Source organism: Paenibacillus sp. A14, from assembly GCF_036864815.1.
In the GTDB taxonomy this organism is placed as follows: Bacteria; Bacillota; Bacilli; order Paenibacillales; family Paenibacillaceae; genus Fontibacillus; species Fontibacillus sanfengchensis.
Map to the genome: position 1 here is coordinate 40,765 of NZ_JBAGJD010000001.1, position 23,521 is coordinate 64,285.

The following is a 23,521-nucleotide window of genomic DNA, read 5'->3' on the forward strand; positions in this document are numbered from 1 at the left end:
GACAAAAATGACAAAAAAGCAAGAAAAAGAGGCGGCCTCCCGCTTCTGCGAAAGCCCCGCCTCTTTTTAGGCTGTATAAGATTTACAACACCTTGCTTAGAAAATCCTGAGTACGCTGATGTTTCGGTGCGCCAAACACTTCCTGAGGGCTCCCCTGCTCCACGATCTGCCCCTGATCCATGAATATGATCCGGTCGCCTACCTCGCGGGCGAAGCCCATTTCGTGCGTGACTATAACCATGGTCATGCCCTTATCGGCGAGCTTCTTCATAACGTCAAGCACTTCGCCGACCATCTCCGGATCGAGCGCGGAGGTAGGCTCGTCGAACAGCATGACGTGCGGTTCCATGGCCAAGGCCCGCGCAATGGCAATGCGCTGCTTCTGTCCACCGGACAGTTGGGTAGGGTACGCATTGAGTTTGTCCTCCAGTCCGACCGTTCGCAGCAGCTCCACCGCCAGCGATACCGCGCGCGCTTTGTCCATCTTCTTCACCCGGATGGGAGCCAACGTAATATTGTCGATAACCGATTTGTGCGGGAACAAATTGAATTGTTGAAACACCATGCCCATCTTTTCCCGGGTTTGATTAATGTTATGCCCCCTGGCGGTAATGGATTTGCCTTCGAACGTAATTTCGCCTTCGGTCGGCTCTTCCAGCCGGTTCAGACAGCGAAGAAACGTACTTTTGCCCGAGCCGCTCGGTCCGATGACGACAACAACCTCACCCTTGGAAATTTCAAGATCAATGCCCTTCAAAATATGAAGCTGGCCGAACTTCTTATGCAAATTTTTAACGGTGATCACTGGCTTTCAACTTCCTTTCGAACAACCCCAGAATGCGGGAAAGTGTAAATGTCAAAATAAAGTACATCACCGCAACGATCAGATACGGCGTCATTCCGTCATAGGTAATCCCAACGACAGCTCCGGATTGGAACATAAGCTCCGTGATGCCGATAAACGAAACGATCGAAGACTCTTTGATAATGGTGACGAACTCGTTCCCGATCGCGGGAAGCACCGATTTGATTGCCTGCGGAATGATGATGAAGCGCAGCGACATCCCCCGCGTCATCCCCAAAGAACGCGCCGCTTCGCCCTGCCCCCGGTCCACTCCCTGGATCCCGGCCCGAAAAATTTCGGCCAGATAAGCGGAACTGTTGATGGAGAGCGTAATGGCTCCCGACTGGATCGGAGTGAAATTAAGATCGAACGCGTTGGCAAAACCGTAATGAATAATGAAAAGCTGGACAAGCATCGGTGTGCCCCGCAAAAATTCAACCCAGGCATGCCCGATGAACCGGAGAATCCCCCAAGGGGCCATCCGCAAGAGCGTGATAATAAGACCCAGTACAAATCCGAACAGAACGCCGAGAGCCGCCAGTTGCAAGGTATAAAGCAACCCGATTAAGAAAAAGCTGCGATACTCCCAAAACATTGTAAAAAAATCCATGTTCCCATCATTCCTCCTAGTTTACCTCAGTCCTTCACAAAAAAACAGAAAATAGCGAAAGAGATCCGCTATTTTCTGCAAACTCGATCCGCGCTTATTTCTTCTCGGCAAGCGCGCTTGCTTCCGTTACGAACTTGTCGATCGAACCGTCTTTGAGCAGTCGGTCCAGCGTCGTGTTCACCTGGTCGAGCATTTCCTTGTTGCCTTTTTTGACACCGACTACATACCCTTCATCTTCCGTTACCGGTTTGGCATCCGTAATGCTAAGGCCGTCGACGTTCTTGACAAACGATTCGGCAACCGGGCCTTCCAAAATCGCTATATCCACTCGTCCGGATTTCAACTGCATAATAATATCGGAAATTTTGGCCAGAGAAGTCAGCTTGGCGCCTTTTACCGTCTTGGCCATATCTTCCTGGATCGAACTGGTTTGCACGCCGATTTTCAAGCCTTCCAGTGATTCCATAGTAGCGTATTTATCTTTGTTTTCCGTAAGCGATACAATCGCTTGCTCCGCCTTGTAATAAATCTGGGACATATCGATCTGCTTCGCTCGTTCCGGCTTCGGGCTGAGTCCCGAAATAACGAGATCCACACGTCCGCTTTCCAGTTCGTTCAACAGCGAGTCGAATCTCATATCCTTGATTTCCAGCTCGGCCCCAACGTCCTTGGCGATCTCTTTGGCGATTTCCACGTCGAAACCGACGATTTCGTCCTCACCCTTCTCGTTCTTAAGATGGAATTCGTAAGGAGGGAAATCCGCGCTCATCCCAACGATCAGCTTTTTGGCGTTTCCGCCGCCAGCAGTTCCCTGATTGGCTTCAGCCGCGCTGCCTTGTTTCGCGGGCGCATTTCCCGCGCCGCTGTTCTTATTTTGTCCGCAAGCGGCAAGTACGCTCACCATCATAAGTGCTACAATTAAAATACCCCATTTTCTCATCTGTCTCTCTCCCGTCGGTAAAATAAATGTTTAGCGAATCGTTTTAATGGGCTAATTATAAATCAATATGCATATATATGCAAAGCTAATTTTGTCCTTTTCATGAAGGTTTCAAGAAAACCCGCATGAAATAGGTATTTTTGCTTTCAAAAATATAACGTCGGTCAATTCGACAAGCCGTCCTATAGTATCATGTCTCGCGTTCCGAAATATTATGACCGATGGCCGCTCTCATTCATACAAGGGTAAAGGTTGGGAATAATGGTTCATGTCAGGCCTCATTTGGTTATTAATTAGCGGAAAACCCGATTTGAAAATCCAAGCAATTATTAGGAGGTGGCCCTAATGCTGTTGGAGGCATTATACCATGTGCCGCGTGATAAATGGGCCTATGCCTATGATTCCGCTACGATCCATTTGCGGGTAAGAACCAAGCGCGATGATGTAGAAAATGTATATGCGATGACGGGTGACAAATATGATTGGGACGGAACCTACCTTGAAATCCCTATGGAAAAAGCCGCACACGATCATATGTTCGACTATTGGGAGGTTGCGGTCAAACCGAAATTCAAACGCTTATCCTATGCTTTCAAATTGACGGCCGGAACCGAAACGGTCTACATGATGGACACGGGGATTTCCCATGACGGACCTACCCCGCCGGGCGAATTGTATGAATTCCCGTATATTCATGACATCGATGTGTTCAAGGTTCCCGAATGGGCCAAGAAGGCCGTCTTCTATCAAATCATGCCCGAGCGGTTCGCCAACGGGGATCCGGCCAATGATCCGGAACATACGTTACCGTGGGGCGGACAGCCGACAGGGGAGAGTTTTTTTGGCGGCGATCTGAAGGGCGTTCTCGATCATCTTGACGATTTGACCGATTTGGGCATCAACGCGATTTACTTCACTCCGCTCTTCGTCTCTCCTTCCAACCACAAGTACGATACGGTGGATTACAAGCAAGTGGATCCGCATTTTGGCGATAACGAGTTATTGAAGCAAGTCGTGGAGGCCTGCCACAGCCGCGGTATCCGGGTAGTGCTTGACGCCGTGTTCAATCATTGCGGGGAACAGTTCCCGCCCTTCCAGGACGTACTGAAAAACGGCGCGAACTCCAGATATGCGGACTGGTTTCATATCAACGAGTTTCCCGTCCGGATCAAAAACGGCATCCCAACCTACGATACGTTCGGCTTCTTCGGTAACATGCCCAAATTCAATACCGCGAACCCGGAGGTCAAGGAATACTTGCTTGGCGTGGCGGAGTACTGGATCCGCGAAATCAAGCTGGACGGCTGGCGGCTCGATGTGGCCAACGAAGTCGACCATCACTTTTGGCGCGATTTCCGGCAGGTTGTGAAGAGCGCCAACCCCGAAGCCTATATCATCGGAGAGGTTTGGAGCGACTCCCTGACCTGGCTGTTAGGCGACCAATTCGATTCCGTGATGAACTATCCGTTTGCGGATAAGGTACTGGAGTTTTTTAACGGGGGGATGGACGGCTACAACTTTTCCAATGAGATGGGCGCGCTGATTATGCGCTACCCGCAGCAAACCAACGAAGTCGTGTTCAACATGTTATGCAGCCATGACACGCCGAGACTGCTGACCCGTGTCGGAGGCGATAAGCGCAAGCTGAAGCTTTGCGTCGTATTCCTGTTTACGTATATCGGGACACCTTGCATTTTTTACGGCGATGAGGTCGGAATTACGGGGGGCGGCGACCCCGATTGCCGAAAATGCATGGAGTGGGACCCCGCCAAACAGGATCGGGAGCTGTACGATTTTTATAAGATGATGATCGAGCTTCGCCGTCAGCATGACGCGCTCCGCCAGGGCCGCTTCCGCTTCCTGCAGGCGAACGTCAACGATCCGTGCATCGTTTACGAACGGATGGACGAGCATATGCATTTTACCGTCTGGATGAACAATACCGGGAAGTACCGTACGCTGTCCCACCCGATGGAGACCGACGACTGGCGCGACGCTCTGTCCCAGGAAAGAGTCAAACCGAAGGACGGCGTCATGCACATCGGCCTTGATCCTTACGGGTTTCGCATCTTGTACCGGCAGTTGAAGTAATTGCGGCGAAGCTGATCCTCTTCACTTCCGAATGAGAAAAAAGCGATAATCAGGGAGGGCCCCCTCCCTTGACTCCCGCTTTTTTTGCATTCGGTCATATCAGCGTTCTGTCCCCGTAATCCGCCGATAGATCTCTTCATACTGGCCTGCGGACCGGCTCCAGCTGTAATCTCCGGCAAACGCGTTCGCGGCTATTTTTTTCCACTCGTCAGGCTGGTGATAAAACGACACTGCTCTGCGAATCGTATAAAGCAGATCATGCGCGTTGAAGTTCGCAAAACTGAACCCGTTCCCTTCGCCCGTAAACTCATTGTATGCCTGAACCGTGTCGTTTAGACCGCCCGTTTCCCGGACCACCGGGATACTGCCGTACCGCAGCGCCAGAAGCTGGCTGATTCCGCACGGCTCGAATCTCGAGGGCATCAGAAACAGATCGCTGCCCGCGTAAATCCGCCGGGACAATCCGTCATTGAACCGGATATTCACGGACAATTTATCCGGATGACGGTAAGCCGCTTCCTTGAACCAGTCTTCATAGGCGCGATCCCCCGTGCCGAGTACCACAAATTGCACCTCGTCAAAATGCAGCCATTCGTCCATGATCCGGGCAATTAGATCCAGACCTTTCGGCTCCACCAAACGCGTGATCATTCCGACCAGCGGTACGCCGGAAGCCACGGGAAGACCCAGCTCCTTTTGCAATGCGACTTTGTTCTCGCGTTTTTTGCTTAGACTCTTGCGGTAACGCACGGCGATTTCCGGGTCGGTCGACGGATTGTACAGCTTGACGTCAATCCCGTTGACGATCCCCGACAGGCGGTTGCCCAAGGAGCGAAGCAGGCCGTCGAGCCCATAACCGTAATGCTCGGTCCGGATTTCCGAGGCATAGGTTGGACTGACGGTTGTGACATGATCGGCAAACACCAGACCGGCTTTCATAAAACTCACATTGCCGTAGTATTCCACCCCGTCCGCCGTAAAATACGAAGAGGGCAAACCCAATAAATCACCAAGCACCTCATACGGAAATATGCCCTGGTACAACAGATTGTGAATCGTGAACACCGTCCGGATGCCTGCATAAATCGAGTTATGTCCAAAGTGTTCCTTCAGCAGCAGCGGGATCATCGCCGTGTGCCAATCATGGCAGTGCAGCACATCGGGGATGAAATCGATAACCGGCAGAATCTCGAGAACGGCCCGGTTCAAAAAGGCGAACCGTTCGCCGTCGTCCCCATACCCGTATACGCCGTCCCGCCGGAAATAGTATTCGTTGTCGATCAAATAAACCGGAATTCCATCCCAGACGAGATATTCGATCCCGCCATATTGCCGGCGCCATCCGACCGGCACCTCGGTCTCTCCCAAATGCTGCAGGGCGTCCGTATAAGCGGCGGGAATATCTTTGTACTTGGGCAGCACAATCCGCACGTCATGACCTGCCAGCTTTAGGGCTTTCGGAAGCGCGCCGATGACGTCGGCCAGGCCGCCCGTTTTGATGAAAGGCGCCGCTTCTGCGGCCGCGAACAAGATCTTCATTTTTTCTTCCTCCTTTGCGGGGCCGCTTGGATAGCGGACTTTTTCCAAATCGATAGGCTTAGCCCAGGCAGCGGTATTTCAATGCTGTCGTTCTGCTGATGCCAGGGGATTTTTTCACTTGGCACCCGTTTGGCTTTGCCGCCCGTACTGTCGATTCCGCGGTAAGCCGGATGCTCCGAGTTGAAGATTTCTTCGTAAACCCCCGCACGCGGTACACCGATGCGGTAATTCTCGCGCGCCACCGGCTGAAAATTGACGATAACCAGCAGCGTATCCTTCATTTTTTTTCCTTTGCGCAGGTAACAGATCACGCTCTGGTTGGCATCATCCGCATTGATCCACCGGTATCCGTCGTAGGTGTGGTCCAGCTCCCATAACGCCGGTTCCTCGAGGTACAGCCGGTTAAGCGCCGCCGTGTAAGCCTGGATGCCGCGATGCGAGTCATAATCCAGAAGGAACCAGTCCAGCTCCCCTTGGTCGCGCCATTCGATAAACTGCCCGAACTCGCCGCCCATGAACAGCAGCTTTTTGCCCGGCGAGGTCATCTGGTAACCCAGCAGCAGCCTTAGTCCGGCAAACTTCTCCTCATAGGTCCCCGGCATTTTATCCAGCAGCGATTTTTTGCCGTGGACCACTTCGTCATGCGACAGAGGAAGAGCAAAATTCTCCGAATAGGCATAACATATGGGGAATGTCAGGAGATGATGCCGGTTGGGCCGTTCGGCGAACGGGGTTTCCATATATTTCAGCGTATCGTTCATCCAGCCCATATTCCATTTGTAATTGAACCCCAGTCCGCCTTCATGAACCGGCGCGGTCACGAGCGGCCAGGCACTGGACTCCTCCGCCATCATCAAAGCATGCGGATAATAGTGGAATACCGTCTCATTCAACTGTCGCAGAAAAGCCACCGCTTCCAGATTCTCAATACCCCCGTGCTCATTTTGTACATATTGTCCCGAAGGCTTCTCAAAATCGAGCCGCAGCATACTCGTCACGGCATCGACCCGCAGACCGTCAAAATGATACACGTCCATCCAGTACAGGGCATTGGAGATCAAGAACGACCGGACTTCGGGCTTTCCGAAATCAAAGCTGAGCGTCCCCCATCCCGGTTTTTCCGCCTTTAACGGATCGGCATATTCAAACAAGGGCGTACCGTCAAACCGGCGCAGGCCGTGGGCATCCTTTGTAAAGTGACCCGGAACCCAATCCAGAAGCACGCCGAGATCCGCCTCATGGCACCGGTCGACGAATTCCATTAAATCCTTCGGCTCCCCATAGCGACTGGTCGGAGCGTAGTATCCGGTCGCTTGATATCCCCAGGATAAATCATAAGGATGCTCGGTGAGAGGCATGATCTCAATATGGGTATATCCCATTGTTTTGACGTAAGGAATGAGCAGGTCGGCCATTTCCCGGTAAGTATAGAAGCTGCCGTCCGCCTTTTGCCTCCAGGTGCCGAAATGCAGCTCATAAATGTTCAGCGCCTTGTGATACAAGGCCCGTTTCTTTCGGCGCCAAGCCCCGTCTCTCCAAGGGTAGCCGTCCAGCGATTTCACCACCGAGGCGGTCGCCGGCCGGACCTCCGCGCAGAAAGCGTAAGGATCGGCTTTCAGGAATCGGCCCCCGTCCGGTCCCGTAATGTCATATTTGTAAAAAGTTCCTTCCGCAACACCCGGGAAAAAGCGAGTCCAAATTCCTGAATCGGGTATCCTATATAACACATCATTGTCCCCGTTCCAGCCGTTCCAATCGGTGGCGAGGGAAACCCGGCGCGCGCCCGGTGCCCAAACGGTAAAACGGACTCCCCGGCGGCCGTCCTCTTCCGTGACGTGCGCGCCAAACGTACGGTAACTGCGATACAGCGTTCCTTCATGAAACAAGTAAATGTCCGTCTCGGAAATGTCCTGTGTTTTCACGGGTTCCGTCAATTGATCACCTGCTTTATGTAGAATTCCAATTAACTATTTACCCAATTCTCCTTCGAATGGAACAGAAAAAACATGCCTGAAAAAATATATGTAATATTTTCTGTTGTTTTCCATAATTCTAGTTTCAACTACATTATATCTCGTTTATGTATGTACTACACAGACGAAACCTTACGGGAGGGAAACGAAATGAAAAAGAAAGACTGTATTGCAATGCTGTTGGCCGGAGGGGAAGGCAGACGTTTGTCGCCACTTACGTCCAGGCTTGCGAAACCCGCAGTACCCTTTGGCGGACATTATCGGATCATCGATTTTCCTCTCAGCAATTGCGTAAATTCGGGAATCGACACAATCGGTGTACTTACTCAATATGAAGCAGAGTCCCTTCATGAACATATTGGAGAAGGAGAAGCCTGGAAACTGCCGCGATCGGAAAACAACGGAATTTCTTTGCTCCCCTCCTACAGTGCTGGTGTTGAGGAATACGCCGGAACTGCGGATGCCATCTTTAAAAATATCGCCTACGTGGACAGCCACGCGCCGGAAAATGTGCTGATCCTGTCCGGTGACCACATTTATCACATGGATTATCGCGAAATGCTGGAGTTTCATGCGTCATCGGACGCTTGCGCCACCATTTCCGTGATGCCGGTGCCATGGGAAGAAGCCCACCGTTTTGGCGTCATGTCCACGGATGAGCAATTCCGGATTACCGAGTTTGCCGAAAAACCGCAAAATCCGCCCAGCAATTTGGCATCCATGGGGATCTACCTCTTCAAATGGGATTATCTGAAGCAACATCTTATTGAGGACGCCATAGACGAGAATTCGAGCCATGACTTCGGTAAAGATGTTATTCCGAAAATGCTGGCCGGAGATCGTCCGCTTCACGCCTACGAGTTTAAAGGCTACTGGCGGGATGTGGGCACCGTGCAAAGCTTGTGGGAAGCGCACATGGATCTGCTGGCCAAGGATTCAGACTGGCAGTTGATCAATGAAGCTTGGCCGATGTACACGCGGGAACAATGGAGATCGAAGCCCCGACCGTTTAAAAACCGCAGCATCCAGGCGAAAAGTTCGCTGATCCATGATTGCTGCAGCCTGGATGGCGCATCAGAGCGTTCCGTCATTTTTGGCGGCGTGGAGATTGGCCGTTTTACAAAGATCAAGGACAGCGTCGTCATGCCGAACGCCCAAATCGGACGCAACGCGCATATCGAGCGGGCCATTATCGGTGAAGGCGCGGTGATCCACGATGGTGCCGTCATTAAAGGGACGGCCGAGGAGATTATGGTTGTGGGGCCTTATGAGACGGTGGTGGCGAAACCTGCGCTCCGTCCTCAACCTGCCCGTCTGCTCAAGGAAGTTTACGACAAAACTGCCCGGCTTCGCGCGGAAGGTTTGTCCTCTTAATCGGTTTTGCAGCGAAAAAGGCGTCCGTCAATTTTGATTGACGGGCGCCTTTTTTTGGGGTAAGTCACAAGGTTTGAAACAGTTCCCCGTTCATTTCATACAAAATATACTGTCTTCCGTTGAGGCGGCCGATCCCCTTCTCCTCCATCCCGAGCTCGCGGTAGTAAGGATTCAGTTTGCGGTTTTGGTCCCAGCAATCAAACCTTAAGCCTTTTCGCCCCGTTTCCCGGCTGTGCTTGGCCGCCCAGTAGATCATTTCCTTTCCCAAGGCCCGCCCCCGGAAATACGGACGTACCGTTAAGCGGTGAAGGTAATTGTATGCCTCGTCATTCAGCGCGCCCCAATAATCCGGGTCGCCAGCCTGCAGGGTAAACATGCCGGCCGGTCCGGTCTCGGTAAGTATCATATAAATTTCCCGACCGGCAAAATAAGAGGCGATCACTTCCTCGGTAAATTGTTCGGGCGACCATTGCCCAATCCCGTTGGCCCGCATCCACTCGGCCGCTTCCGTCAGCAGAATCCGAACCGTTTCGGCATCTGCGGGTTCGGCCAGCGCGACTTCAAAAGTGCCCGCGGACGAAGCAAGCTCACCCCGTCGTTTCGCCATTCTTCTCTCCCCCCGTTTCATCCAAGCCCGGCTCTGATGGTTCTTCATCAGCTTCCGAGGCGCCTGGCTCGGTTCCGTTCCCGTTCTCTTCCTCCGAGAGCGGCAATTTCACCGATACCGTCGTACCTACGCCCAGCTCACTATGCAGATCCATCGTTCCGTGATGCAAGTCGACCAGTTGCTGGGTAATCGCCAGGCCAAGCCCGGTCCCGCCCCCTTGATGGTTGACCTGAAAAAACCGGTCCTTTACTCTGTTCAAATGCTCTTCGCTGATGCCGATCCCGGTATCGACAACCTCCACGAGGACATACCCCGGCTCGGTCCGGCTGATGACAAGGTGAATCCAGCTGTTCTCGTCCGAGAACTTAATCGCGTTATCGACCAGATTGAGAAAAACCTGTTTCAGCCGGTTCCCGTCGCCGATGACGGTGACAGGCTGGGTCGTGCGATCCTCCAGTTTGATTTTAATTCCCTTCTGCTCGGCTTTCGCCCAAACGTTCAACATCGTCTCCTGCAGCAGTTCCTTCAAATTAACCTGTCCAACCACCAGCTTCATCTCGTTCCGCTGCAGCTTGGAAAAGTCAAGCATTTCCTCCACCAGGCCGATCAGCCGATCCGTCTCTTTGGCGATGATGCCCATACCGATCTTCGTTTCCTCAGGATCGAAACCGCCGAGCGTCAAGGTCTCACTCCAGCCCTTGATCCCCGTCAGCGGCGTGCGGAGCTCATGGGAGATCGAAGAAATGAAATCGTCCTTGACCTCGTTGCTGCGGACGATTTCCTGCGCCATGTAGTTTAGCGTCGCCGCCAGTTCCCCCAGCTCGTACCTGTAATCCCCTTTGATCCGCGCATCGAATTTGCCCTTGGCCATCTGCGCCGAAACGGCGCGAATGTTGTTAATCGGCCTCACGATCGAGTTGGCCAGACCGATGCTGAACAGGGTGACGAGAGCCAGGACGGCCAGACATACGGCGGCGGAAAACAACGTCAGCTTCATCAGGTTGGCGTTCACGGCTTCCAGGGAGGTAACGAAACGGACGATGTACCGATTCTCGCCCCGCTCCAGCAGCGGGGTCGAGACGGCCATGACCATCTCGCCGGTCGACGTTTGCCGCCCCACCCATTTGCCTACGTTTCCGGCCGCCGCCTGCATCACATCACTCGTCTGGATCGCCTTGTCCGCCTGAAACATATTGCTGCTGGCCTGGACCTCGCCTTTGCGGTTCAGGATCATCAATTCCGTGTTGTCCAGTTCAAACGTGCGCAGCATTTCGGTGAAATAAGCGGGATCCCGTTCCGAGCTGAGCCGGACGAACTTTTGAAAAAAGTCGGAAGCCCACGTGGAATGCGTGGACATATGGTTATAAATCGTGTCGTAATAATAAACCCGAATGGCCAGGGAAAAAATAACCTCCACCATAAACAGGGTCACGAATACGACGATAAAATACTGCATTACAATTTGCCGGCCGATGCCTTTCTTGATCATTGTCCCTCGCCTTTCCACTTATAGCCGTGTCCCCACACGGTCTGCAGGAACGCCGGCTCGGAAGGATTGCTCTCAATTTTTTGCCGGAGTCTGCGGATATTCACGTCCACAATCTTCGGGTCTCCCATATATTCCTTGCCCCAGACATGGTCAAGCAGCAAGTCGCGGCTAAGCGGCGTATTCTCCTGCTCCAGGAAATACTGGATCAGCGAGAATTCTGTAGGCGTAAGCTCGATCAACTGGCCGTTCTTTTTGAACTGCTTGGAGATGAGGTCCAGGGTGAACGGCCCCGAGGTGAAAGAAACTTTGGCGCTGCTTTCCCGGTATACGTTGACTCTTCGCAGCAGCGATTGAATCCGGGCGATCAACTCGGTGGGACTAAAAGGCTTGCTCACATGATCGTCCGCTCCGACCGACAGGGCGTATACCTTATCCTGTTCCTGCACCTTGGCAGTTAAAAAGATAATGCCGATCCGCTCGTTCGTTTCACGGACTCTCCGACATACCTCGAACCCGTCGATTCCCGGAACCATGACATCGAGCAGGGCGATGTCGATATCCGGCACGCTTTGCAGTTTGCCCAGCGCCTCGTTGCCGTCGGCCGCCTCCAATACCTCGAAGCCGTTGCGCTTCAAATTAATGACGATAAAACTGCGGATTGACTCCTCATCTTCCAATATCAAAACTTTGCTCAACTTGGTCTCCTCCCTCAACTTCGCAAAACATTAGCGCTTGATTTCTTTCTCGCCTTTATTGAGTTTCACATCGGTGTGGCTCAAAAAGCCGATCACCTTATCATTATCCCTGGCCAGCAGCTCCCAGTCCTCTTTGTGGTTCTCCCATTCGGACAACGTGAAGAAGGAAATTTCCGCGACGACTTCGCCGGTATCGATCCGGGTGAACCACAGGTGCTCATTCTGGTTCGATTTCGGATCGATCGTCACATTCCCCCACCAGTCCTTCGGAAAATTAAAGTAGAAGCGGCCCGCTAAATCCATATATTGCTGGAGCACAAATTTCAGACCCTTCTCTTCCTCCCATTGATAAAAAGAAAACAAGGGGATATCGTCATAAGGGCGATTCTCCCAGCCCTTCGGCTTTTCGGAGCGGCCGACCTCCAGAATTCCATCCCCGTCCACGTCTCCGCTGAGGACGGGATAATTCTTAAAGGTGGCGTCCTGGGACGGCAGCAAATCGACCAAATTTCCGTCCTTCATGGCGATCATGTGGGAATACGCATAGTGCGTGCCGAAGGCGGCGTCCAGCACGATCCCCTTCAGCTTGGGCGTGATGTTGCCGCTGACTGTGTTGTAATACTCCCGGATCGGATCGTCCAGCTGGATATGGCTAAGCTCATTGAAAGAACCGTCGTATTGGTACACGGTGACCATGGCGTTCTGGTCCCGCTTCAAGGTAACGACCGTCAAATCCAGTTGACCGTCCTGATTCAAATCGTCGATGAGAAAATCATTGTAGGGCAGCGTAAGGATGTTCTCCACATCGCTCCCGTTATACGTATATACCGTCAATCCCCGCTGCGGATCCTCTTCCCCGCTGGAAAATCCGGCGATAATCTCCAAATGGCCGTCGCCGGTAATATCCCGCAGTTGAAACGTTTCCAGCACCTGGCCCTCGCCGTCAAATTTGACTCTCGGCTCCCACGTGTCCCCTTGCTGCTCCAGGATCAACCCGTGAATCCGCACCGCTTCGTCCGGCGTTTCATAGAAGACGATCGCTTCCTTCACCCCGTCGTTATCCAAATCGGGCGTACGGACCGAGCTGATGTCGCTGACATCGCGGGGGCGGATTGGCTGGGCCCCTTTGATTTCCTTGTTGATCACGCTCATCAGCGATTCCCGGTCCGAGGTCAACTGCGGCGTCTCCATCAGCGACTTCGGATCTTTAATTATGGTGCAGCCGCTAAGGGCCATCATGATCATACCCCCGGCCAACATCGCAAGCCACCGATTCAAAAGCAAAATCATCACTCTCTTCATACTAGGTCGATGGACCGTTTCTCTTCTCCGGTCAGTCGTCTACCCGAGATATCGAGCTTAAGCTCTCCTTCATAGAGTCCCCAAATTCTCGAACAATAACGTTCCGCGAGCTCCATCGGCAGAGCGGCGACGACGATTTTCCCTTGTTCGGCGCAAAGCGTGCGCAGCGTCGTCAGGACGCGCTCCGCCGATTGCGGGTCCAGGCCGACGACCGGCTCGTCCGCCGCGATAAATCCGGCCCCATGCACCAGCGCGCGGCAGATGGCGACCCGCTGGCGTTCGCCGCCGCTCAATTTGCCGGCCTTCACATGGGCCTTATCCAGCAGGCCGAACTTCTCCAGTTCGTCCATAGCGCCCATGTAATCGTCCGAGCGGACCATGCCCGTAAGCCGTCTGACCAGCGGAGTCTGTCCGGCTTGTCCGATCAGCACGTTTTTGAGCGCCGTCTTCTCGGGGTAGAGCGACGGATTTTGTTCCAGATACGCGCAGCGTGAGCGGTATTTCTGCGAGCCGCTTCCGCCTCCGCGGATCACGGTTTCTCCATCCCAGGTGTATTCGCCGCCGTCCCATTTCTCGCGCAGGGCAAGGCAGCGCAGCAAAGTGCTCTTCCCGCTTCCGCTCGGTCCCACCACGCCGATCATCTCCCCTTGCTCAAACCGGGCGCTTACCTCGCGAAGTACTTGCTTCTTACGGCCATCCACCGATTTATTCAAACGGTTTACATTGATCATAAGTCCGATTCTCCTTTGGATATTCCTGCTTCTATTCTTTAGTGTATTGGAATTGTTCATGAAAATCCATTACAGCCTGTTCATATTTGCCGACAAAAAAGAAGAAAATCGCTGGTATCCCGGCGACCTTCCGCATAATGGCAAGTTTGCTAGTTAATTGAAAGCGATGGACCGCTTTCAATAAATCGTCCATAAACATTATAGTAGACAAGCCCTGCTACAACAAGCCATAATGAAATTGTGTGCATTGATATAGAGGAGGGCTTGTCATGTTTTATGACGTGAAAATCGACGTATCTCCCGTGTACGAGCTTCTGAGCGGCTTTATGATATATACGACGCAAAAATGGGTAAACAATCTCGATATCGGGCCCGAGTGGATTGCCGACATCGAATCCCGGTTGGACGAGACGCAGCGTTCAGCGTTTGAGGCGGCGGCCCGGCGGCCGTTTTCCGATTATGATCTGCTGTATGCCCTGGCTATCGAACATCATCCCGATCAAGGGATCGAGCGTTATCTCGAAACGCTTGCCTCCGCCGATGAAGAGCTTCTGCTGCACAAGCTCAGCGCCTATGTCCCCGCCGTAACCGGCCGGGATATTGCGCGGCTGCGCCAATATGCCGCTCCGATACGGATTTGGCACGAGGTGTATTTTCAGCCGATCGAAGCGCAGTATGTAGACTTGCTGGAGGAAGACGCCGCCGAGAAGCGCGCCCTGGTCCGAAAAATGGATCCCGACGCCTTGGTGGAATACGCTTCCGGCGGTTTGGTTCTCGAACCGGAGTTGCCGATCGACCATGTCGTTTTAATTCCCTCGATTCATTTTCGGCCGATTAATACATACTGTTTCTATGAACGCAGGCTGCTGATTCAATATCCGCTCGATTTGCCCGAGCTTGACGAGGACGAGCCGCCGATCAGCTTACTGCGCTTTACCCGAGCCCTGGCCAAACCGGAGCGCCTCCGTCTTCTTCGATACGTGGCGAACCGGCCGAAATCGCTGCCCGAGATGATGGAGGAATTGCAGGAAACCGAAGAGCACTTGATGCATCATTTGATGAAGCTCCGCGTTGCCGGATTGCTACGGGTGCATCTCGTTGACCGGGACACCGAGAAATTCAGCATTCGCCCGGACGGAACCTCCGAACTCAATATGTTTCTTGAATCTTATATCCGGCTGTAATTGTTTAACTCTTGCCGTTTAGCAAAAGGAGTGACCCGTGATGAAATTGCCGCTGCGGCAGCAACTTATTTTTGACCTGGATGATACACTGGTGCATTGCAACATTTACTTTGAACGCATTCTCGATGAATTTGCCGGGCTGATCGTCTCTTGGTTAAGCGATTCGCGGATTTCGGCCGACGAAGTCCGCGGCAAGCAAATCGAAATCGACGTCGCCGGCGTCCAGAAAATCGGATTCGTCAGCACCCATTTCCCGCAATCCTTGATTGATACGTACCGGTATTTCTGCCGGCTGCTTGGCCGGGAGATTCGGCTGGCCGAAGAAGACAAGCTTCTCAAGCTCGGGATGAGCGTCTATGACCAGGAGGTCGAACCTTATCCCGGGATGGAGCTGACGCTGGAATTGCTTGAGCGCCAAGGGCATGAACTGTATCTTTATACGGGCGGCGAAACGGTCATCCAACAACGCAAGATCGAACAGATGAAGCTGGCCAATTACTTTCAGGACCGGATTTACATCCGTCGGCATAAAAATATCGATGCCCTGGAAGAGATTTTGTCGTCCCGGACTTTTGACCGTAAAAACACCTGGATGATCGGCAACAGTTTACGTACCGATATCGCTCCGGCCCTCTCCGCGGGAATTAATTCGATATACATTAAACACCCCACCGAGTGGTCCTACAATTTGATCGATTTGAAAAAGACGACGGACACGCAGATGTACACCGTCTCCTCCCTGACGGAAGTGCCGTCGATTATCGCCGAAAGCGTCACGGTTCGCCAGCGGAGGGTTAACTTCGCCTCTTCGAAGAAATAGAAAAGCAGCAACCCGGAATCGTTAAACAATAGTCCCGGGTTGCTGCTTTTGTTATGCGGTTGGCGATGCGGCGCGCTCCACTTCCAGCTTCCCGGTCGAACGATCCGCAAGCCGGATCCGCGCCTTAACCTCCCCGTCCGGTTGCTTGAAGGTCAGCAGTTGGGTCTGGCCCTTTTCCAGCAGAGCGTTTAGCATCGGGAGGGAAATTTGCTTGCCAGCGAATTCCTTCCAGATGACGAAGCCGCAGCCCTGCTTGAAATGCGTACAGCCGTATCCTTTGCGGCCTTCGATCAACTGGCCGCCGCAGCCTTCGCGCGGACAAGGCGCCAGCGGCTGCAGCGCGCCGGAACCCGAAGGCGCCGAACGGCGGGCTGCAGCCGCCGGCTTATCGCCGGTGTCTTTCGCGGCGGTCTTCCTCCCGCCGGCAGCGCGCCCGCGCTTGCCCTTCTCCGCTTCGCCCGGCTCGAACAACGAGGCGTCCGCCTTCGGCTGGGTGCGGACCTTCTCGATGATCGAACTGGTGAATCGCTTCACGTTCTCCATAAAAGCCTCCCGGGCGGCCTCCCCCTTCGAGATCTGATGCAGACGGCGCTCCCAATGCCCGGTCATCTCCGGTGAGGTCAGCAGCTCGACGCCGGCATGGCGGATCAGTTCGATCGCCGTCCGGCCCTTTTGTGTGACCGTGATCCGTTTGCCCTGCATTGTAATGTAGCCGACCTTCTTCAGCCGCTCGATTGTAGCTGCCCGCGTCGCGGGCGTTCCAAGCCCCGCTTCCTTCATCGCTTCGCGAAGCTCCTCATTTTCGAGCTGCTTCCCCGCGCTCTCCATCGCTTTCAGCAGCGTCCCTTCGGTGTAAGCCTTCGGCGGCTGGGTCGCTTTCTCCTTGGCTTCGGCCTCGGCGCACCGGACCGGCGCGTTCCGATCGATCGCAAACGGTTCGCTGACCAGCTCTTCCGCCTCTTCGTCCTCTTCCTGCTTCTTGCCGCGTCCGGTGGATTTCCCGGCATTGTCCTCCCCCGGGAGACAGACTTTCCATCCCAGCGAGCGGAGTTCCTTGACATTCGTTTTGAACGTTTCTCCTTCAACTTCCGTCAAGACCGTATGCTGTTTGTATTCCGCCGGGGGATAGAAATGGGACAGAAAGCGGCGGACTACGAGATCGTAAATGTTCTGCTCCTCTTTCCCCAGCGCCCCCGGACGGCGCAGCGTAGGCAGGATGGCATGGTGATCCTCAACCCGGGACGGATTGCAAACCGCCTTGTTGTTGACGTTCACGATCCCCGGGTTGCCGCCCTCCGCCAGCTCTTTGTAAGGCGTTGATTTCAGCATGTGCAGCGCTTTGTGCATGCCGTCGATATTTTGCTCCGTGACATAGTTGGAGCTCGTCCGGGGATAAGTGATCACCTTATGTTTCTCATAAAGCGCCTGCGCCAAATCGAGCGTTTTTTTGGCCGAATAGCCGTATTTGGCGTTGGCCTCCCGCTGCAGCAGCGTCAAATCGTAAAGCCTGTAAGGATATTCCCGCGTATCCTTCACTTCGTATTCCGCGATCCTGCCTTGCTTTCCGCGAACCTTATCGGCGATGGAGGCGGCGCGATCCTTATCTGTCAGCCGGTCCCCCTGCCAAGTCCCGGTGTACCTGCGATCGCCCTGCTCGAATTTGGCTTTGATTTCGTAGTAAGTCAGCGAATCAAAGTTTTCGATTTCCCTCTGGCGGTCGTAAATCAGCGCCAATACAGGCGTTTGTACGCGTCCGACCGACAGCAGGGTCCGGTGCTTCGTCGTAAACGCCCGCGAGGCGTTCATGCCGACGAGCCAGTCCGCTTCGCTGCGGGCCCGGGCCGCCAGCGTCAGATTCTCGAACTCGGCGCCGTCGCGGAGCTTCTCAAACCCTTGGGCGATGCTCTCCGCCGTCAAATCGGAGATCCAAAGCCGTTGAACCGGCTGCGTCAGCTTCAACTGTTGCTGGATCAAGGCGAAGATATACTGCCCCTCCCGCCCCGCATCGCACGCGTTGACGATTTTGTCGCAGCGTTTGGCCAGCTCGCCGATCGTTTTAAGCTGGTCCTTGGTCCGCGGGTTGGGGACGATCTTAAATTGTTCCGGCAGGATTGGCAAATCGCCGAAATTCCACCGCTTATATTTGTCGTCGTAGGCGTCAGGCTCGGCCAGACCAAGCAAATGACCGATCGCCCAGGTAATGATGCAGCGTTCCCCCTCCAAATAAGTCCGGTTGTTCTTCGCCCGCGGCTCGATGACCGCGGCGATCGTCCGCCCCATGTCCGGTTTTTCGGCGATAACGAGCGTTTTCATTGGTACGGGCCCCACTTTCCTAGCTTCCAAAGCGTTAATGCTTCCAGAATATAATAGAATTCATAAGTCTGCTCAAGAAAAAGGGCCGCGCGCCGCGCAGCCCTGTAGCTGAATCTATTATATCATATTTTTGGAGTCCGCTGAATACCGGAAGCTCGAAAAACTAGGCGAGAACGGTGGCGCCCATCAGGAATTTATCCACTTCGCGCGCCGCTTCGCGGCCTTCATGAATAGCCCATACAACAAGGCTTTGCCCGCGGCGCATATCGCCGGCCGCAAACACCTTATCGACATTGGTGTTGTACTTGCCGTAGCGGGCTTTGACATTGGACCGCCGATCCGTTTCCAACCCCAGTTCGCCAACGATCCCCTGCTCCGGACCGTCAAAACCGATCGCGATCAGCGCGAGCTGAGCCGGAAACACTCGTTCCGTGCCGGGAATCGGCTGGTAAATCTTGCGTCCCGTCTCGTCCACAATACGCTGGATCTGCACCGTGTGCAGCTCCTTCAAATTCCCCTGCTCGTCCCCGACAAACTTCGTCGTCATGATGGAGAACTCGCGCGGGTCGGAACCGAACAGCGCCTTGGCTTCCTCCTGGGCATAGTCCAAGGAATAGACGTTCGGGAACTGCGGCCACGGATTGTTGACAACGTCCCGCTCCAGCGGCGCTTTGGCATGCGTGCCGAATTGAGTGACACTGCGGCAGCCGTGACGCAGCGATGTCGCCACGCAGTCGGAACCGGTGTCCCCGCCGCCGATGACGATGACGTCCTTGCCTGCCGCCGACAAAAACTGGCCGTCCTGAAGCCCGGAGTCGAGATAGCTCTTGATCGATCCGTTCAAGAACGGCATCGCATAGTTCACACCGTTCAGGTTGCTGCCTTCGATATTGAACTCACGCGGTTTGGTCGCTCCTCCGCAGAGCACCACCGCATCGAATTCGTCCACGAGCTGCTTGGCCGGAATATCTTTGCCGATTTCCGTATTCGTGACGAACTTTACGCCTTCCGCCGCAAGCAGGTCCACCCGGCGCTGCACGACGGCCTTGTCGAGCTTCATCGTAGGAATCCCGTACATCAAGAGTCCGCCGATACGGTCGGAGCGTTCAAACACGGTGACTTCATGTCCCGCCTTGTTGAGTTGAGCGGCGCAGGCCAGTCCGGCCGGGCCGGAGCCGACGACGGCGACCCGGCGGCCGGTACGCTGCTTCGGAGGCTCGGGCACGACCCAGCCTTCCTCGAAGCCTTTATCGATGATCGCTTGCTCGATCGTCTTGATCGTCACAGGCTGTCCGATTAAACCTACCGTGCAGGAGCCCTCGCAAGGAGCGGGGCAAATTCTTCCCGTAAATTCGGGGAAATTATTCGTTTTATGCAGCCGGTCCAGCGCTTCCTTCCAAAGGCCGCGATACACCAGATTGTTCCACTCCGGAATCAGGTTGTGCACCGGACAGCCGGAAGTGCCACCCGTCATATCCATTCCCGTGTGGCAATAGGGCGTGCCGCAATCCATGCAACGGGCGCCTTGCGTCCGGAGTTCCTCTTCCGACATATGCTTATGGAACTCCTGCCAGTCCTGAACCCGTTCGGACGGGCTCCGGTCCGCCGGAAGCTGTCTTTTATATTCCATAAACCCTGTTGGTGTTGACATCTCAAACTTCCCCCATCCGTTTCTGTGAGAGTCCCCAAAAGCGGGGAAACTCTCACATTTCAGTGTATCTTGATGTTAGCATCCGGGGGAAACGTTATTAATGGATTATTGATATGATAATTTGCACTATTGCGCAGCAGGCTTTTGTCGTTCATAAGTCAAAAAGCGGTAATGGTAAGGATTCTTCTCATCACGAATTCCCTCTTTTTCCTGAACTAGCCTAAACTCCGACCCATCGAAATGCGGAAAAAAAACATCCCCTTCCACCTCTTCGTCGATCCGGGTCACAAGCAGCTTGTCGGCATACGGAAGAAAATGCGAGAAGACGCCCGCACCGCCGATCACCATCAACTCTTCCCCTTTGGCGAATTCCAACGCTTCCTCCACGGAATGGACGATTTCCGCCCCTTCCGCCCGGTAAGCATGGTCCGCGGTCAAGACGACGCTGCGCCGGTTCGGCAGCGGCTTGCTCCCCATCGACTCCCAGGTTTTACGGCCCATGACCATCGTCTTCCCGGTGGTCTGCTCTTTAAAAAACTTCAGGTCGGCCGGCAGCCGCCACGGCAGCTGATTATCGCGGCCGATGGCTCCGTTCTTTGACATCGCCCATATCAGTGTAATTCCCATCGGTCTTGGCCCCTTTCTCTCGGATTTCGGCTATACGGCAACGGTCGCCTTAATCGTTGGGTGATGCTGATAGCCTTCAAACTCAAAGTCTTCGTACACATAATCAAAGATCGACTCCGGCTTCCTTTTGATAATGAGGCGCGGCAGCGGATAAGGCTCGCGTGTCAACTGCGTCTTCACCTGCTCCAGATGATTGCTGTAAATATGGACGTCCCCGCCGGACCAGATGAATTCTCCCGGCTCCAGTCCGCACTGCTGGGCCACCATGTGCGTAAGCAGCGAGTAACTGGCGATGTTGAACGGCAGCCCCAGGAACGTATCGACGGAGCGCATCGTCAGCATGCAAGAGAGCTTCCCTCCGGCCACGTAAAACTGAAATACGAAGTGGCAGGGCGGCAGCTTCATGTTGTCGATCTCGGCCACGTTCCAGGCGCTGACCAGGTGACGCCGGGAATCGGGGTTCTTCTTGATCGCTTCGATCACATTGGCAATCTGGTCGATCCGGCGGCCGTCCGGCGCCTCCCAGGCCCGCCATTGCGAGCCGTAAACCGGTCCCAAATCCCCGTTCTCGTCGGCCCATTCATCCCAGATCCGCACGCCGTGCTCCTTAAGGTAGGCAATGTTCGTTTCCCCTTTCAAAAACCATAGGAGCTCATGAACCACCGATTTCAAATGGATCCGCTTGGTCGTCACCAGGGGAAAACCTTGACTGAGATCAAAACGCAGCTGTCTGCCAAAAACAGAAATCGTCCCCGTCCCCGTGCGGTCCTCTTTCGGCGTTCCGTTATCTAAAACGTCCTGCAATAAATCCAAGTAATTTCTCATTTCGACACCCTCTATCGATCAAATGACATCTTGTTTATTATAGCAAAGGCTTTTCTATTTCCCAATCCGGATATGTTTTAAAGTAAGGATGGCCCGGTCCCAAGCCTTCTTGAGTCGGGTTCGCTCGTCGGGCTGGAGCCGGATGCCGCAGTCGGCGGCAATCCGGACGACCACCTCTTCCCGGCTCAGACGATCGGTGTCCAGATGCTGCTCGAACAACGGATTCGCAAGCTCCTCCAGACAGCGTTCCACCTGCCGGGCCGGCCAGGAGTGTTCGCCATCGCCCCGCCTCTTCAACCGGGTCAGCAGCACTTCCCGTGAGGCCCATAATGTAAAATGCCGAACGGGTACGCCCTCGGTCCTTAATCTGCCCACAATTTCGCTAAAGTACGTCGCATTCGTTACGGTCATCGGAACAATCAGAATGCCGTTATATTCGGCGGCGATATTTTTCAGCATCGCATAGTTCATCTCACGCCACATCGGATAATCTTGAAAGTCATCCCTGCTCATCCCGCCCGGAAGGCGCTTCCGGATAAAAAACCGACCTCCTCGGGATCATAAACAAAAGATCCGGGAATTCTCCGGTGCAGCGCATAAGCGGCCGTAGTTTTGCCGGAGCCGAAAGCCCCGTTAATCCACACGATCATTCGGATCTCCTCCGTCTAGGTCCCCTTTTCTTTGCCTTCATCGCAGTAAGGGACCTCGTCCCCGTTCCGTACCAGCCCGCTGATCCCCGCCTCGTAATACGGCATCAGAGCATCCGCCCGGTCGATATCGATCCACGAGACCGCGGATATTTCCGAAGGGACGTTCGTTTCTTCTTTCCCGCCGAGGTGGTCGGCATGGAAGGTAAGCAGCAGGTAATGTTCCTGTTTCTCCGGAAAAATCACTTCATTCACCGCGGCCACCCCGCGAACGGCAATGTCGACGCCGGCCTCTTCTCTCACTTCGCGGATAAGTGCCGTTTCCAGCGTTTCGCCGGGCTCCACCGTACCTCCGGGCAACGTCCACGTATCGCGATTGTCCAGGTTTTGAACCATTAACACTTTTTGGTTGTCGGGACTTACGATCAAGGCATACACTATATCGATTCTTTTCATCCTATGCCATCCTTTTTCGAGGGATTCATCAAGCAGCCCTTCCCGGCTACCTCTTACAACGTCAAATAATAATGATAGAACCTCGTATCCCGGACATACCCCATGCTTTCATAGAGTTTCTGCGCAGACAGATTGTCCAAGGCGGTTTCCAGGGCAATGCCTTTCGCTTCGGTTAGCCGCGCCATTTCGGCCGCCGCCTTCAGGAGCTGCCGGGCGACACCTTGATTGCGCCAGTCCTCAAGTACGAACAGATCGTTCAGAATCCACGAGCGCTGCATGGAAATCGACGAGTATGCCGGGTACAGCTGGGCAAAACCGATAGCTTGTCTGTCGGCTTCGGCTCGGGCCAGCAAAATCACGGACTCGCGATGCTCCATCAATGTAAACAGAAACGCCTCGGCCCCCGCCTCATCGGAATCTTTTCCATAGAAAACCCGGTAATGATCAAACAGCCGTGCCACATCGGGCAAGTCACCGAGAGCGGCTTGGCTAATTCCAAATTTTGCGCTCATCAAAGCACCCTTTCTCTCTTCCCGTATTCTTGAATTAACCTCTACTATACCATCAATGTTCACTTCGTATAAACTATATAGGTTGAACTAAAGAATTGGCGTTGGTAAGGATGTGAAATGGTTTCGGAGATAGGTTGCCAACATCCACAATTGTAGATTTAAAGCGCCCCCGTCCGAGTCTACACATTAACGGGAAAAGCTCCCGTTAATGTACCGCTCTTGGTTCCTTAATAGGATTTAGCTGGAAAAGCTCCAGCTATTTCGCAGCCATTTTGCCGATATACACCATTT

The 23,521-nt window shown here is 53.9% G+C and carries 21 protein-coding genes and 1 pseudogene; 4 read left to right on the forward strand and 18 right to left on the reverse strand.

Annotated elements, in window-relative coordinates:
- Positions 1 to 82 precede the first annotated feature (82 nt).
- The 3 genes from V4U88_RS00235 to V4U88_RS00245 all read right to left on the reverse strand — a co-directional run bounded on the left by V4U88_RS00235 (position 83) and on the right by V4U88_RS00245 (position 2,394).
- Complete coding sequence (locus V4U88_RS00235; RefSeq protein WP_334071207.1) at positions 83 to 805, reverse strand: amino acid ABC transporter ATP-binding protein; 723 nt, start codon at positions 803 to 805, stop codon at positions 83 to 85.
- Complete coding sequence (locus tag V4U88_RS00240) at positions 792 to 1,454, reverse strand: amino acid ABC transporter permease (protein ID WP_334071208.1); 663 nt, start codon at positions 1,452 to 1,454, stop codon at positions 792 to 794. The genes V4U88_RS00235 and V4U88_RS00240 overlap by 14 nt, the downstream gene beginning before the upstream one ends.
- Positions 1,455 to 1,548: 94 nt before the next feature.
- Positions 1,549 to 2,394, reverse strand: a complete 846-nt coding sequence (locus V4U88_RS00245) for a transporter substrate-binding domain-containing protein (RefSeq protein WP_334071209.1) — start codon at positions 2,392 to 2,394, stop codon at positions 1,549 to 1,551.
- A 345-nt stretch (positions 2,395 to 2,739) separates the two neighbouring features.
- On the opposite strand from V4U88_RS00245, the gene V4U88_RS00250 reads away from it, so the two are divergent.
- Positions 2,740 to 4,485 carry an alpha-glycosidase gene (locus tag V4U88_RS00250; RefSeq protein ID WP_334071210.1) on the forward strand — a complete coding sequence of 582 codons (1,746 nt, stop codon included), beginning with the start codon at positions 2,740 to 2,742 and terminating at the stop codon, positions 4,483 to 4,485.
- A 99-nt stretch (positions 4,486 to 4,584) separates the two neighbouring features.
- On the opposite strand, the gene glgA is transcribed toward V4U88_RS00250, so the two are convergent.
- Entirely contained in the window at positions 4,585 to 6,024 is a 1,440-nt protein-coding gene (gene glgA, locus V4U88_RS00255; protein ID WP_334071211.1) for a glycogen synthase GlgA, read from the reverse strand.
- A complete protein-coding gene (glgB, locus tag V4U88_RS00260) occupies positions 6,021 to 7,958 on the reverse strand; it encodes a 1,4-alpha-glucan branching protein GlgB (protein WP_334071212.1) in 1,938 nt (645 codons plus the stop codon). The genes glgA and glgB overlap by 4 nt, the downstream gene beginning before the upstream one ends.
- Positions 7,959 to 8,147: 189 nt before the next feature.
- Here glgB and V4U88_RS00265 point away from each other — a divergent pair, with 189 nt between their 5' ends.
- A complete protein-coding gene (locus tag V4U88_RS00265) occupies positions 8,148 to 9,371 on the forward strand; it encodes a glucose-1-phosphate adenylyltransferase (protein WP_334071213.1) in 1,224 nt (407 codons plus the stop codon).
- Positions 9,372 to 9,435: 64 nt separating this feature from the next.
- On the opposite strand, the gene V4U88_RS00270 is transcribed toward V4U88_RS00265, so the two are convergent.
- Genes V4U88_RS00270 through V4U88_RS00295 form a run of 6 tightly spaced genes read right to left on the reverse strand, consistent with a single transcriptional unit; the run spans position 9,436 to position 14,388 of the window.
- Positions 9,436 to 9,978: a GNAT family N-acetyltransferase gene (locus V4U88_RS00270; RefSeq protein ID WP_334071214.1), complete on the reverse strand. Its 543-nt coding sequence runs from the start codon at positions 9,976 to 9,978 to the stop codon at positions 9,436 to 9,438.
- Positions 9,959 to 11,467: a sensor histidine kinase gene (locus V4U88_RS00275; RefSeq protein ID WP_334071215.1), complete on the reverse strand. Its 1,509-nt coding sequence runs from the start codon at positions 11,465 to 11,467 to the stop codon at positions 9,959 to 9,961. Before V4U88_RS00275 ends, V4U88_RS00270 begins: the two co-directional genes overlap by 20 nt.
- Positions 11,464 to 12,162, reverse strand: a complete 699-nt coding sequence (locus V4U88_RS00280) for a response regulator transcription factor (protein ID WP_334071216.1) — start codon at positions 12,160 to 12,162, stop codon at positions 11,464 to 11,466. The genes V4U88_RS00275 and V4U88_RS00280 overlap by 4 nt, the downstream gene beginning before the upstream one ends.
- Positions 12,163 to 12,192: 30 nt before the next feature.
- Entirely contained in the window at positions 12,193 to 13,464 is a 1,272-nt protein-coding gene (locus V4U88_RS00285; RefSeq protein ID WP_334071217.1) for a hypothetical protein, read from the reverse strand.
- A complete protein-coding gene (locus V4U88_RS00290; protein ID WP_334071218.1) occupies positions 13,461 to 14,195 on the reverse strand; it encodes a phosphonate ABC transporter ATP-binding protein in 735 nt (244 codons plus the stop codon). The genes V4U88_RS00285 and V4U88_RS00290 overlap by 4 nt, the downstream gene beginning before the upstream one ends.
- A gap of 31 nt (positions 14,196 to 14,226) precedes the next feature.
- Positions 14,227 to 14,388 carry a hypothetical protein gene (locus V4U88_RS00295; RefSeq protein WP_334071219.1) on the reverse strand — a complete coding sequence of 54 codons (162 nt, stop codon included), beginning with the start codon at positions 14,386 to 14,388 and terminating at the stop codon, positions 14,227 to 14,229.
- 76 nt (positions 14,389 to 14,464) lie between these two features.
- Between V4U88_RS00295 and V4U88_RS00300 the strand changes: the two genes are divergently transcribed.
- Positions 14,465 to 15,379, forward strand: coding sequence for a helix-turn-helix domain-containing protein (locus V4U88_RS00300; RefSeq protein ID WP_334071220.1), 915 nt, complete (start codon positions 14,465 to 14,467; stop codon positions 15,377 to 15,379).
- Positions 15,380 to 15,419: 40 nt separating this feature from the next.
- Entirely contained in the window at positions 15,420 to 16,199 is a 780-nt protein-coding gene (locus V4U88_RS00305) for an HAD family hydrolase (protein WP_334071221.1), read from the forward strand.
- A gap of 51 nt (positions 16,200 to 16,250) precedes the next feature.
- On the opposite strand, the gene V4U88_RS00310 is transcribed toward V4U88_RS00305, so the two are convergent.
- From V4U88_RS00310 to V4U88_RS00340, 7 genes and pseudogenes are all read right to left on the reverse strand, one after another.
- A complete protein-coding gene (locus tag V4U88_RS00310; protein ID WP_334071222.1) occupies positions 16,251 to 18,512 on the reverse strand; it encodes a type IA DNA topoisomerase in 2,262 nt (753 codons plus the stop codon).
- A 163-nt stretch (positions 18,513 to 18,675) separates the two neighbouring features.
- Positions 18,676 to 20,163: a glutamate synthase subunit beta gene (locus V4U88_RS00315; RefSeq protein ID WP_334071223.1), complete on the reverse strand. Its 1,488-nt coding sequence runs from the start codon at positions 20,161 to 20,163 to the stop codon at positions 18,676 to 18,678.
- Between the two features lie 126 nt (positions 20,164 to 20,289).
- A complete protein-coding gene (locus V4U88_RS00320) occupies positions 20,290 to 20,790 on the reverse strand; it encodes a dihydrofolate reductase (RefSeq protein WP_334071224.1) in 501 nt (166 codons plus the stop codon).
- 30 nt (positions 20,791 to 20,820) lie between these two features.
- On the reverse strand, positions 20,821 to 21,615 hold the full coding sequence (gene thyA, locus V4U88_RS00325) for a thymidylate synthase (protein WP_334071225.1): 795 nt from the start codon (positions 21,613 to 21,615) through the stop codon (positions 20,821 to 20,823).
- 54 nt (positions 21,616 to 21,669) lie between these two features.
- Positions 21,670 to 22,265: pseudogene (locus V4U88_RS00330) on the reverse strand (AAA family ATPase).
- A 15-nt stretch (positions 22,266 to 22,280) separates the two neighbouring features.
- A complete protein-coding gene (locus V4U88_RS00335; protein WP_334071226.1) occupies positions 22,281 to 22,718 on the reverse strand; it encodes an NUDIX hydrolase in 438 nt (145 codons plus the stop codon).
- A gap of 53 nt (positions 22,719 to 22,771) precedes the next feature.
- Positions 22,772 to 23,230, reverse strand: coding sequence for a GNAT family N-acetyltransferase (locus V4U88_RS00340; protein WP_334071227.1), 459 nt, complete (start codon positions 23,228 to 23,230; stop codon positions 22,772 to 22,774).
- Between the last annotated feature and the right edge of the window lie 291 nt (positions 23,231 to 23,521).